Raw genomic sequence first — 11,532 nt, 5'->3', positions numbered from 1 at the left:
AGCGTGAGCGGTCCGGCGCCCGGGGTGATCGAGCCGAGCACCCGTGCGCCGCGCGCCCCGGTGCCGCTCGCCACGGTGCCCGGCACGCCGTGCACGGTGCACCAGCCGATGAGGGCGAAGGCGATCGCCTCCTTCTCGTCCGCCGGGGCGCCGAGCTCGTCGGTGAGCACCACCTCGACGCCGGGCAGCCCGGCCCGGATGCCGTCGAGCAGCACCGGGTTGCGGCAGCCGCCGCCGGCGGCGGCCAGGAAGGTGGCCCCGGTCGCGGCGACGGCGTCGACGACGGTTCGCACGGTCAGCTCGGTGAGCGTCGCGACCAGGTCCTGCGGGGCGAGGTCGACGCCCGCCCGGCGCACCGCGTCGTGCACGTAGGCGAGGTTGAAGTGCTCCTTGCCGGTGCTGCGCGGGATCGGCAGGGCGTAGTAGGGGTCGGCGAGCAGCACGTCGAGCAGCACGGGGTCGACGTGCCCGCTCGCGGCGACACGACCCGCCTCGTCGTACCCGGCGGGGTGCAGGCCGAGCTCGGTGACGACGGCGTCGACCAGGGCGTTCGCCGGGCCGATGTCGTAGGCGCTGAGCTCGCCGGTGCCGGTGACGACGGTGACGTTGGAGATGCCGCCGAGGTTGAGCGACGCGGCGGTGCCGGCGCGCCCGGCCAGCAGCAGCCGGTCGAGGTAGGAGACGAGCGGGGCGCCGTGCCCGCCCGCGGCCACGTCCCGGGCGCGCACGTCGGCCACGACGGGCACCCCGGTGGCCTCGGCGATCCAGGCCGGCTGCCCCAGCTGGAGGGTGCCGAGCGCGTGGTCGTCGTGCACCCAGTGGTAGACGGTCTGGCCGTGCGAGGTGATGAGGTCGATCCCGCCGACCTGGGCCGCGGCGTCGAGCGCGACCTGCGTGAAGGCCTGGCCGATGAGCGTGTCCAGCCGGCAGACCTCGGCCAGCGTGGTCGGTGCGGGCGGCAGCGCGGCGACGAGCGCGGCCCGCAGCGCCGGGTCGTACGGGGTGCTCGCGTGGTGCAGCACCTGGCCGCGCAGCGTGCCGCCGTCCAGCTCGAAGTCCACGACGGCGGCGTCGATGCCGTCGTGCGAGGTGCCGGAGATCATCCCCAGGACGCGCATCAGTCCTCCTCGAGTGCGTGGCGCAGCCGTCCGCCGGTGGCGGCGAGCCGGGCTCGGGCCGGTTCCACGGGCAGGCCGAGGCGCAGGGCCACGGCCGCGGTCTTGACGTCGAAGTCGCTGGCGGCCAGCGCCTCGCGTGCGGCGCCGTCGTCGACGTCGGCGATGGTCCGCACCATCCGCACGGCGCGTTCGCGCAGCTTGTGGTTGGTGGGGTGCAGGTCGACCATGAGGCTGCCGTAGGTCTTGCCGAGCTGGACCATCGCGATGGTCGAGATCATGTTGAGCACGAGCTTCTGCGCGGTGCCCGCCTTGAGCCGGGTCGAGCCGGTGACGAGCTCGGGGCCGACCACCACCTCGATGGGGTGGTCGACGGCGGCGCTGAGCACCGAGTGCTCGGTGCAGGACAGCCCGAGCGTGACGGCGCCGAGCTCACGGGCCCGGCGCACCGCGGCCACCACGTAGGGGGTCCGGCCGCTGGACGCGATGCCGACGACGGTGTCCTTCGGGCCGATCCCGACCTCGTCCATCGCCTGGGCGCCCGCGTCCTCGTCGTCCTCGGCGCCCTCGACGGCGTTGGCGATCGCCGCGGGGCCGCCGGCGATGACGGCGACCACGAGCTCGGGCGGTGTGCTGAACGTCGGCGGGCACTCCGAGGCGTCGAGCACGCCGATGCGGCCGGGTGTCCCGGCGCCGACGTAGACCAGGCGCCCGCCGTCGGCCATGGCCCGGCTCGCGGCCTCGATCGCGGGGACGATCTGCGGCAGCGCGGCTTGGACGGCCTGCGGCACCTGGTGGTCGGTCTCGTTCATGAGCGCGGCCAGCTCGGCGACGCTCATCCGGTCGATCTGCGCGAACCGCGGGTCGGGGGCCTCGGTGGCCAGGGCGGACAGGTCCTCGTCGGTGGTCACTTGGTGTCTCCGCTCCGGGGGTCGAGGACGTCCCGCAGGCCGTCGCCGAGGAGGTTGAGGCCGACCACCAGCGCCACCACGAGCGCACCCGGCGCGAGCATGGTCCACGGGGCGATCTGCACGAGCGTGCGGGCGTCGAGGATCATCGAGCCGAGCGAGGCGGCGGGTGCCGGGGTGCCCAGGCCGAGGAAGCTGAGCGAGGCCTCGGTGAGCACCGCCCACGACAGCGAGAGCGTCACCTGGACGATGACGATCGGCATGATGTTGGGCAGCACGTGCCGGGCCATGATCGCCAGCCGGCTCTGCCCGGTGGCGGTGGCGGCCCGCACGTAGTCGACCTCGCGCAACGACAGCACCGGCCCGCGTGTGACGCGGATGAAGATCGGCACGTACACCAGGGCGATCGCGGCGGCGATGGTGAACCAGTTGCGGGACAGCACCGAGGCCAGCGACAGGGCGAGCAGCAGCGGCGGGAACGCGAACAGCACGTTGGTGACCCCGCTGATGATCGCGTCCGGCAGCCGCCGGTAGAACCCGGCGGCGATGCCGCTCACGGTCCCGACGACGGTGGCGAGCGCGACCGCGGTGATCGAGATGAGCATCGAGTTGGAGACGGCCGCGGCGGTCCGGGCGAACACGTCGCGCCCGAACTGGTCGGTGCCGAACCAGTGCGCGGCCGAGGGGCCCTGCAGCCGGGCGGGCGGGTCCTGGGTGATGGCGTCGTGCGGCAGCACACCGGCGGCCGAGACGAGGGCCAGCAGGGCGAGCGCGAGGACGATGACGAGCCCGGCGACACCGCTCGGGCTGTGCACGAGGGCGCGGATGCGCTGGGCCGTCCGGCCGCCGCCCGGGGGCAGCGCGGCGGTCTGGGTGGGGTCGGTCATGCGGCACGCACCCGGGGGTCGATGACCCGGTAGAGCAGGTCGGTGAGCAGGTTCACGACGACGAACGCCAGGGCGATGATGAGCACGGTGCTCTGGACGACGGCGTACTCCTTCTGCTGGATGCCGAGCAGCACCTGACGTCCGATGCCGGGCAGGGAGAAGATCTGCTCGACGACGACGGCCCCGCCCAGCAGGTAGCCGAACTGGAGCCCGGTCATCGTGAGGATCGGGACGAGCGCGTTGCCGAGCACGTGCCGCACCTGCAGCCGGCGCGGCGGGACGCCCTTGGCGCGTGCGGTGCGGACGAAGTCCTGGGAGCGCACGTCGAGCACGGCGGTCCGCGTGGTCCGCATGATGGGGGCCGCGATGCCGAACCCGAGCACGAGCGAGGGCAGCAGCATCTGCTGGAGGTTGAGCAGCGGGCCGTCGGTGAGCCGCGCGTAGCCCTGGCCGTTGGGGTTCCAGCCGAACGAGGCGGCGAGCACCGACAGCAGCGTGGTCGCGAGCAGGAACGCGGGGATGGACAGCCCGGCGAGCCCGATCGCCTGCCCGACGAGGTCGCGCGGGGAGTTGGGGCGGGAGGCGGACAGCATGCCGAGCGGGATGCCGATGACCAGCGCGAGCACGATGGACAGCACCGCGAGCTCGAGCGTGACGGGCAGCGACTGGGCGGTCAGGTCGAGCACACTGGTCTGCGCCCGGGACGAGAAGCCGAGGTTGCCGGTCACGAGGTTGCCCAGCCAGCTGAAGAACTGGACGGGCAGCGGTCGGTCGATGCCGTAGTAGCTCTCGAGCGCGGCGCGCTGGGCGGGGGTGAGGGCAGCGGCCTCGGTGCCCAGGCCTGCGGTGATCTGGTCGCCGGGGATCGCGCGCAGCATCACGAAGACGAACACGGCCACGCCGAGCAGGGTGCCGAGCGCCGCCACGAGGCGGTGCACGAGCGGTCGGCGGATGAGGTCGCGGAGCATGGTCCTCCAGTCGGGTCAGGGTCCGGGCGGCCGGTGGGGCCGCCGCCGTCGCACGGCGGCCCCACCGGGTCGACCTCAGGACATGGAGGTCGTGCGCAGGTACTGCAGCGAGCCGTTGGCCATCGGCACGAAGCCGCTGACCCCGGCCGCGGTGGCCGTGTAGGTGTAACTGGTGAACAGCCAGACCCAGGGGGCGTTGTCCTCGAGCTGGTTGGAGATCTTGGTGTAGATCGCCTTGCGCTCGGCGGGGTCGGACGTCGCCCGGCCCTGCGCGAACAGGGTGTCGAGCTCCGGCGAGCTGTAGCCGGCGACCTTGTTGAGGTTGCCGGTGGAGGTGAAGTACCGGCTGTACATGCCGTCGGGGTCGGGGCGTCCGCCGTTGAGGGCGACGGCCGCGTCGAAGTCACCGGCGACCCAGCGGTCGACGTAGGCGCCGGACTCCAGCACCTCCAGGTCGAGGGTGATCTTGGCGTCGGCGAGCTGGGACTTGAGGTTCTGCGCCTCGTTGACGGAGGTGGAGTACTCGCCCTGGGACACGATCGTCTTGATGGTGACCCCACCGGACTTGCCGGCCTTGGCCAGGTAGTTCGCGGCCTTGGCCAGGTCACGCGTGGGGCAGGGACGCGACGAGGGGTCGGAGCGGTAGGCCGGGGAGGTGATCGGCCCGGTGACCTCGCCCTCGCCGAGCGCGGCGGTGTCGAGCACCTGCTGGCGGTCGATGGCGCACGCGATGGCCAGCCGCACGTTGACGTCGGTCAGGTCGCCCTTGGTCGCGTTGAGCTGGAGCACGTGGTAGCTCAGCTGGGGGGTCTTGGTGACGGTGGTGGTGCCGGTCTCGACGGTCTTGGCGACCAGCGGGTCGTCGAAGACGGCGAGCTGGACGTTGCCGGACTGCATGGCCGACACGATCGAGGTCTCGTCGGGGATCACCCGGAACTCGACGGTGTCCAGGTACGCCTTGTCGCCCCAGTACTTCTCGTTGCGCTTGAGGGTGATCGACTCGTTCGGCGTGCGCTTGTCCATGACGAACGGGCCGGTGCCGTCGGGGGTGGTGGCGAGCGTGGCCTCGGAGTCGGTGGAGGAGACCATCGCCATGTTGATGACGGCGAGGTTGGCGAGCAGCGCGGCGTCGGGTGCCTTGAGGGTGAGCACGACGGTGCTGGCGTCCGGTGCGGCGATCGAGGCCACGGAGGCCAGCGAGGCGCGGGCGACGGCCGCGGTGGCCTCGTCCTTGATCTTGGTGAGGGAGTAGACGACATCGGCGGAGTCGAAGGCGCTGCCGTCGGCGAAGGTGACGCCCTGGCGCAGGTGGAACGTGACGGTGAGGCCGTCGGAGGACACGTCCCAGGAGGTCGCCAGGCCGGGGACGACGGCGAGGTCCTTGTCGAACTCGGTGAGCGTGCCGTAGAGGTTCTGCAGCACGTTGACGGCCTGGAACTGGGTGGCCTTCCAGGGGTCGAGCGTGTCGGGGTCGCTGGTGACGCCGATGACGAGGGCGCCGCCGGGCTTGGGGGCCACCGAGGCGGAGGCGGTGGGGGAGGTGCTGCTCGAGCTGGAACACCCGGCCAGCAGCGCGAGGGCGAGGGCGGCCGCGATGGCCGCTCCCGCTCGACGTGCGTGGGGACCTGTGTGCATGTGGACTCCTCGGGTCGGTGCAGGCGGAGCGCTCGTGCGGGGGGCAGGTACGGTGCGTCGCGCGAGCCCTGGAGGGCGGGTCAGGTCATTCTGATACCAACGCCTTCATGATGAGGTACTAAAGTTACACACACGTTTCCGCGGAGGGGAAGAGATGACGGAACCTGTGTCGGACGGCACCGCGAGTCGCACGGTCCTCGTGCGGATGCGCGACCTGCTGCCCGAGCTGAGGCCCTCGGAGCGCCGCGTCGCCGAGCGGTTCGTCGCCGACCCCGCCGGCACCGCCGCCCGCACCGTCGCCGAGCTCGCGGCCCAGTGCCTCACCTCGACCACGACCGTCGTCCGGTTCTGCCGGCGGATGGGGTACGAGCGGTACCAGGACCTGCGCCTGGACGTCACGCGCGAGATCACCCGCGAGCGGCTCGAGACGGCGAACGTGCCCGAGGTCACCGGGGACATCGACCGCGACGACACCATGGAGGACATCGTCGCCAAGGTCTCGCACGCCGAGACCCTGTCCATCGCCGACACCGCCAGCGCCCTCGACCTGGACGCGCTCGCGCAGGCCGTGGCCGCGGTCGGCCGGGCCCGCCGGGTCGACGTGTTCGGCGTCGGCGCCAGCGCCTTCGTCGGGCTGGACGTGCAGCAGAAGCTCGTGCGGATCGGCCGCACCACGCTCAACTGGTCGGACTCGCACGCGGCCTGGACCTCGGCCGCCACGCTCGACGCCGAGTGCGTGGCGATCGCCGTCTCGCACTCGGGCGCCACCGCCGACACCATCGAGTTCCTCGACATCGCCCGCGGCGCCGGGGCCACCACCATCGCGCTCACCAACCACGGCGGTTCGGCGCTCGCCGCCGTCGCGGACATCGTGCTCACCACGGCGGCACGTGAGACCGCGTTCCGCTCCGGCGCCCTCGGCAGCCGCATCGCCCAGCTCATGGTGGTCGACTGCCTGTTCATCGGCGTCGCCCAGGCCCGGTACGACGAGTCGATGGCGGCGTTGCGCACCACCTACTCGGCCGTGCGCCGCCCCCGCCCCTCGGCCTGAGCCGATCGCCCGGCGCCCGGGGTGCGTCGCTCTCGCGGACGGGTGAGTCCGCAGGTCGCGGGGCGTTTCGGCTGGCGGTCGAGGCCCCAGGTGGCAAGGATCGTGGGTGGAGGGCCCAGGGCCGCACTGGGCACGTCGACGAGAGGTGTCGCCATGTCGAACCTGGTCCCGCTGGAGTCCGGTCTCAAGCAGATCGCGTCCAAGGTCTGGTACTGGCCGGTGGTGCGGGGCGTGCTCGCCCTCGCCTTCGGTGTGCTCACGCTGCTGTGGCCGGTGAGCGCCGGGCTGGCGATCATCCTGGTGATCGGCATCTACGCCCTCGTCGAAGGGGTGGTCGAGCTCGTCGAGGCGATCCGGTACCGGGCCGCCGGCGGGTTCGCGGTGCGGCTGCTGCTGGCGCTGCTGTCGCTGGTGTTCGGGCTCGTGCTGGTGCTCGCGCCGGTGCGCTCGGCGGTCGCCCTGGTCTGGCTGATCGGGCTGTGGGCCGTGGTCGCGGGTGTGGTGAACACCGTCGTGGCGCTCGCGGCACGTGCGGTGCCGGGCTCCGGCTGGGGCTGGATGCTCGCCTCGGCGCTGCTCACGGTGCTGTTCGGGGTGCTGGTGCTGGTGAACGTCACGGCCGGGGTGATCGCGATCCTGTGGCTCATCGGCTGGTACGCCGTGGTCGTCGGCATCCTGCTCATCGCGCTGGGGCTGCGGATCAGGGCTGTGGGCAAGCAGCTGTAGGTCTGTGGAGACACTCCGCCGGGGTGTGGACGACCCCGGTGTGTCGTGGTGGACGGGGTGTGGACACGCTGTCGCGGCGGGGTGCATCTGCGCTGGTCGGAGCCCTCAGCAGGGTGTGCGACGGGTGTGCACAGCTCGATCCACAGGGTGAAAAACACAGCCGTGTAAGCACAACCCCTAGTGGTGATGTGCAGTTCCGACCACTAGGTGTAGTGTCGAGTTCGTTCTCGCCGCAGTCCGGCGAGCGGCCCAGCAAGCTCCTCGCAGCTGTGAGCACCCCGTCCCTGACACGGGCTCTCCGGTGCGCGGGAGGTCCGCAGGTCGCCCGGGTGCGGGAGCGGGGACAGGCACAGACAGGCACGACACAGCGGGAGACGACCATGACGATCACCGTCTACAGCAAGCCCTCGTGCGTGCAGTGCAGCGCGACCTACCGCGCGCTCGACAAGGCCGGTCACGACTACACCGTCGTCGACATCAGCGAGGACGCGGACGCCCGTGACTACGTGATGTCGCTCGGCCACCTCCAGGCGCCCGTCGTGGTCGCCGGCGGCGAGCACTGGTCGGGCTACCGCCCGGACCGCATCGCCGCGATCGCGACCCGCCTGGCGGCGACCTCGGTCGCCTGAGGACTGTTCGTCGGTCCCGGGCGCTGGTCCGGGGGGACGGACCACCAACGCCCCGGGCCGGCGCCGGGCACACCGCGCCGGCTCGGCCGGCAGCTTCACGAGGGGCCCGAGCGCACGGCGCGAGGGCCCCTCGTCACTCCCCGAACCACACCGACCAGGGCGCCGCAGTGCCCGGACGAGGAACCCACGTGGCGATGATCACCGAGACCCGGGTCGAGCCCACCGAGCTCGACTACCACGCGCTCAACGCGATGCTCAACCTCTACAGCGCCGACGGGAAGATCCAGTTCGACGCCGACCGTGAGGCCGCGCGGCAGTACTTCCTGCAGCACGTCAACCAGAACACCGTCTTCTTCCACGACCTGGAGGAGAAGCTCGACTACCTCGTCGAGCACAAGTACTACGACCCGGCGGTGCTCGCCCAGTACGACCGGGCGTTCATCAAGGCGGCGTTCCAGCACGCGTACGCCAAGAAGTTCCGGTTCTCCACGTTCCTCGGCGCGTTCAAGTACTACACGAGCTACACGCTCAAGACGTTCGACGGCAAGCGGTACCTGGAGCGCTTCGAGGACCGCGTCACGATGGTCTCGCTCGCCCTGGCCGCCGGTGACGAGCAGTTCGCGCTCCGGCTCATCGACGAGATCGTCTCGGGCCGCTTCCAGCCGGCCACCCCGACGTTCCTCAACCTGGGCAAGGCCCAGCGCGGTGAGCCGGTCTCCTGCTTCCTGCTGCGCATCGAGGACAACATGGAGTCCATCGCGCGTGGCATCAACTCCGCCCTGCAGCTGTCCAAGCGCGGCGGCGGCGTGGCGCTGCTGCTGTCCAACATCCGCGAGCACGGTGCGCCCATCAAGCACATCGAGAACCAGAGCTCGGGCGTCATCCCCGTGATGAAGCTGCTCGAGGACTCCTTCTCCTACGCCAACCAGCTGGGGGCCCGCCAGGGTGCCGGTGCGGTCTACCTGCACGCCCACCACCCGGACATCTACCGGTTCCTGGACACCAAGCGGGAGAACGCCGACGAGAAGATCCGGATCAAGACGCTGTCCCTCGGCGTCGTCATCCCGGACATCACGTTCGAGCTCGCCAAGAAGAACGAGCCGATGTACCTGTTCAGCCCGTACGACGTCGAGCGCGTCTACGGGGTGCCGTTCGCGGACATCAACGTGAGCGAGAAGTACCACGAGATGGTCGACGACGCGCGCATCCGCAAGTCCAAGATCAGCGCCCGCGAGTTCTTCCAGCGCCTGGCCGAGATCCAGTTCGAGTCCGGCTACCCGTACGTCATGTTCGAGGACACCGTGAACCGGGCCAACCCGGTCAAGGGCAAGATCACGCACTCCAACCTCTGCTCGGAGATCCTCCAGGTCTCCACGCCCTCGGAGTACAACGAGGACCTGTCCTACAAGACGGTCGGCCGGGACATCTCCTGCAACCTGGGCTCGATGAACATCGCGCTGTCGATGGACGGCGGCGACCTGGGGCGCACCGTCGAGACCGCGATCCGCGGCCTCACGGCGGTCTCCGACCAGACGAGCATCGAGTCGGTGCCCAGCGTGAAGAAGGGCAACGAGGGCGGCCACGCCATCGGCCTCGGGCAGATGAACCTGCACGGGTACCTGGCGCGCGAGCGCATCCACTACGGCTCGGACGAGGGCCTCGACTTCACCAACATCTACTTCTACACGGTCGCCTACCACGCGATCCGCGCGTCCAACCAGCTCGCCATCGAGCGGGGCCGGGCGTTCGAGGGCTTCGCCGACTCGACGTACGCCTCCGGCGCGTACTTCACCAAGTACGTCGAGCGGCCCTGGGTGCCGGCCACCGAGCGGGTCGCCCAGCTGTTCGCCGACGCCGGCATCCACGTGCCGACCCAGGACGACTGGCGTGCGCTGGCCGCGAGCGTCGCCGAGCACGGCATCTACAACCAGAACCTGCAGGCCGTGCCGCCGACGGGGTCGATCTCGTACATCAACCACTCGACGAGCTCGATCCACCCGATCGCCAGCAAGATCGAGATCCGCAAGGAGGGCAAGATCGGCCGGGTCTACTACCCGGCGCCCTTCATGACGAACGACAACCTGGAGTACTACCAGGACGCGTACGAGATCGGCTACGAGAAGATCATCGACACGTACGCCGCGGCCACCCAGCACGTGGACCAGGGGCTGTCGCTCACCTTGTTCTTCAAGGACACCGCCACCACGCGGGACCTCAACCGGGCCCAGATCTACGCCTGGACCAAGGGCATCAAGACCATCTACTACGTCCGGCTGCGGCAGATGGCCCTCGAGGGCACCGAGGTCGAGGGTTGCGTCTCGTGCATGCTGTGAGCCGTCCCCTCGTCCTCACCCGTTCAGGAAGGTTGTCGTCATGATGAGCCCCGCCCCGAAGCTCAAGCTGATCGACCGGGTCTCGGCGATCAACTGGAACCGCCTGGAGGACGAGAAGGACCTCGAGGTCTGGGACCGGCTCACCGGCAACTTCTGGCTGCCGGAGAAGGTGCCGGTCTCCAACGACATCCAGAGCTGGGCCACGCTCACCGAGGCCGAGAAGACGATGACGACCCGGGTGTTCACCGGGCTCACCCTGCTGGACACCATCCAGGGCACCGTCGGCGCGGTCAGCCTCATCCCCGATGCGCTCACCCCGCACGAGGAGGCCGTCTACACGAACATCGCGTTCATGGAGTCGGTGCACGCCAAGAGCTACTCCTCGATCTTCTCCACGCTCATCTCCACCCCGGAGATCGACGAGGCGTTCCGCTGGAGCGAGGAGAACCCGAACCTGCAGCGCAAGGCCGAGATCGTGCTGCACTACTACCGGGGCGACGAGCCGCTCAAGCGCAAGGTCGCCTCGACCATGCTCGAGTCGTTCCTCTTCTACTCCGGCTTCTACGCCCCGATGTACTGGGCCAGCCGGGCCAAGCTCACGAACACCGCCGACCTCATCCGGCTCATCATCCGCGACGAGGCCGTGCACGGGTACTACATCGGCTACAAGTACCAGAAGGGTCTGGAGAAGCTCACCGAGGCCGAGCGCTCCGACCTCAAGGACTACACGTTCGAGCTGCTCTTCGAGCTGTACGAGAACGAGGTCGAGTACACCCAGGACCTGTACGACGAGCTCGGCCTCACCGAGGACGTCAAGAAGTTCCTGCGCTACAACGGCAACAAGGCGCTCATGAACCTCGGCTACGAGGCGCTGTTCCCGCGCGACGAGACCGACGTCAACCCCTCGATCCTGTCGGCCCTGTCGCCGAACGCGGACGAGAACCACGACTTCTTCTCCGGGTCCGGCTCGTCGTACGTCATCGGCAAGGCCGTCAACACGCAGGACGAGGACTGGGACTTCTAGCCCCCGCCGCCGTCAGGCGCACAGCGGTGAACGGGCCCGGCGGACATCCGCCGGGCCCGAGCCGTCTGCGGGAAAACCCGGTCGAGCTCAGCGGGTGACCCGCAGCATCGCGCGCACCAGGTCGGCAGCCGGGGCGACGAGCTCGCGTTCACCGGGCACCAGCCACGGGTCGGCGGCCCGGCGGGTCGCTGCGGCGCACAGCGCGCCCTCGGGCACCGGCTCCGCCGCGTGCAGGAACGCGGCGAGCAGCGCCCGA

Annotated in this window: 10 protein-coding genes; 5 read left to right on the top strand and 5 right to left on the bottom strand. The window is 70.4% G+C overall.

Annotation, left to right across the window (positions count from 1 at the left end; genetic code table 11):
• The 5 genes from F2B26_RS11195 to F2B26_RS11175 form a co-directional block, all read right to left on the bottom strand.
• Positions 1–1,118 (bottom strand): anhydro-N-acetylmuramic acid kinase (locus F2B26_RS11195; RefSeq protein ID WP_159809353.1); only part of this gene is annotated, 1,118 nt, incomplete at its 3' end.
• The gene (murQ, locus tag F2B26_RS11190; RefSeq protein WP_159809351.1) at positions 1,118–2,026 is read right to left on the bottom strand and encodes an N-acetylmuramic acid 6-phosphate etherase; all 909 of its coding nucleotides are present in this window, start codon (positions 2,024–2,026) and stop codon (positions 1,118–1,120) included. The genes F2B26_RS11195 and murQ, both read right to left, overlap by 1 nt.
• Complete coding sequence (locus tag F2B26_RS11185) at positions 2,023–2,910, bottom strand: ABC transporter permease (protein ID WP_159809349.1); 888 nt, start codon at positions 2,908–2,910, stop codon at positions 2,023–2,025. Before F2B26_RS11185 ends, murQ begins: the two co-directional genes overlap by 4 nt.
• Positions 2,907–3,878, bottom strand: coding sequence for an ABC transporter permease (locus F2B26_RS11180; RefSeq protein ID WP_159809347.1), 972 nt, complete (start codon positions 3,876–3,878; stop codon positions 2,907–2,909). The genes F2B26_RS11185 and F2B26_RS11180 overlap by 4 nt, the downstream gene beginning before the upstream one ends.
• 75 nt (positions 3,879–3,953) lie before the next feature.
• The gene (locus F2B26_RS11175; protein ID WP_159809345.1) at positions 3,954–5,513 is read right to left on the bottom strand and encodes an ABC transporter substrate-binding protein; all 1,560 of its coding nucleotides are present in this window, start codon (positions 5,511–5,513) and stop codon (positions 3,954–3,956) included.
• Between the two features lie 154 nt (positions 5,514–5,667).
• Here F2B26_RS11175 and F2B26_RS11170 point away from each other — a divergent pair, with 154 nt between their 5' ends.
• The 5 genes from F2B26_RS11170 to nrdF all read left to right on the top strand — a co-directional run bounded on the left by F2B26_RS11170 (position 5,668) and on the right by nrdF (position 11,276).
• Positions 5,668–6,564, top strand: coding sequence for a MurR/RpiR family transcriptional regulator (locus F2B26_RS11170; RefSeq protein ID WP_159809343.1), 897 nt, complete (start codon positions 5,668–5,670; stop codon positions 6,562–6,564).
• 153 nt (positions 6,565–6,717) lie between these two features.
• Positions 6,718–7,290: an HdeD family acid-resistance protein gene (locus F2B26_RS11165; protein WP_159809341.1), complete on the top strand. Its 573-nt coding sequence runs from the start codon at positions 6,718–6,720 to the stop codon at positions 7,288–7,290.
• 380 nt (positions 7,291–7,670) lie between these two features.
• Positions 7,671–7,919: a glutaredoxin-like protein NrdH gene (nrdH, locus tag F2B26_RS11160; RefSeq protein WP_159809339.1), complete on the top strand. Its 249-nt coding sequence runs from the start codon at positions 7,671–7,673 to the stop codon at positions 7,917–7,919.
• A 194-nt stretch (positions 7,920–8,113) separates the two neighbouring features.
• The gene (gene nrdE / locus F2B26_RS11155; protein ID WP_159809355.1) at positions 8,114–10,252 is read left to right on the top strand and encodes a class 1b ribonucleoside-diphosphate reductase subunit alpha; all 2,139 of its coding nucleotides are present in this window, start codon (positions 8,114–8,116) and stop codon (positions 10,250–10,252) included.
• A 43-nt stretch (positions 10,253–10,295) separates the two neighbouring features.
• Positions 10,296–11,276 (top strand): class 1b ribonucleoside-diphosphate reductase subunit beta, encoded by a 981-nt coding sequence (nrdF, locus tag F2B26_RS11150; protein WP_159809337.1) that lies wholly within the window; start codon positions 10,296–10,298, stop codon positions 11,274–11,276.
• The last annotated feature ends 256 nt before the right edge of the window (positions 11,277–11,532 follow it).

The sequence above is a fragment of the Cellulomonas citrea genome (assembly GCF_009829685.1).
Lineage (GTDB): Bacteria > Actinomycetota > Actinomycetes > Actinomycetales > Cellulomonadaceae > Cellulomonas > Cellulomonas citrea.
This window is presented reverse-complemented; position numbering and strand designations above follow the sequence as displayed.

What these genes read in the sequence shown, in the direction of transcription:
- F2B26_RS11185 (WP_159809349.1), bottom strand. Translation starts at nt 2,910, where the DNA reads ATGACCGACCCCACCCAGACCGCCGCGCTGCCCCCGGGCGGCGGCCGG.
- F2B26_RS11180 (WP_159809347.1), bottom strand. Translation starts at nt 3,878, where the DNA reads ATGCTCCGCGACCTCATCCGCCGACCGCTCGTGCACCGCCTCGTGGCG.
- F2B26_RS11175 (WP_159809345.1), bottom strand. Translation starts at nt 5,513, where the DNA reads ATGCACACAGGTCCCCACGCACGTCGAGCGGGAGCGGCCATCGCGGCC.
- F2B26_RS11170 (WP_159809343.1), top strand. Translation starts at nt 5,668, where the DNA reads ATGACGGAACCTGTGTCGGACGGCACCGCGAGTCGCACGGTCCTCGTG.
- F2B26_RS11165 (WP_159809341.1), top strand. Translation starts at nt 6,718, where the DNA reads ATGTCGAACCTGGTCCCGCTGGAGTCCGGTCTCAAGCAGATCGCGTCC.
- nrdH (WP_159809339.1), top strand. Translation starts at nt 7,671, where the DNA reads ATGACGATCACCGTCTACAGCAAGCCCTCGTGCGTGCAGTGCAGCGCG.
- nrdE (WP_159809355.1), top strand. Translation starts at nt 8,114, where the DNA reads ATGATCACCGAGACCCGGGTCGAGCCCACCGAGCTCGACTACCACGCG.
- nrdF (WP_159809337.1), top strand. Translation starts at nt 10,296, where the DNA reads ATGAGCCCCGCCCCGAAGCTCAAGCTGATCGACCGGGTCTCGGCGATC.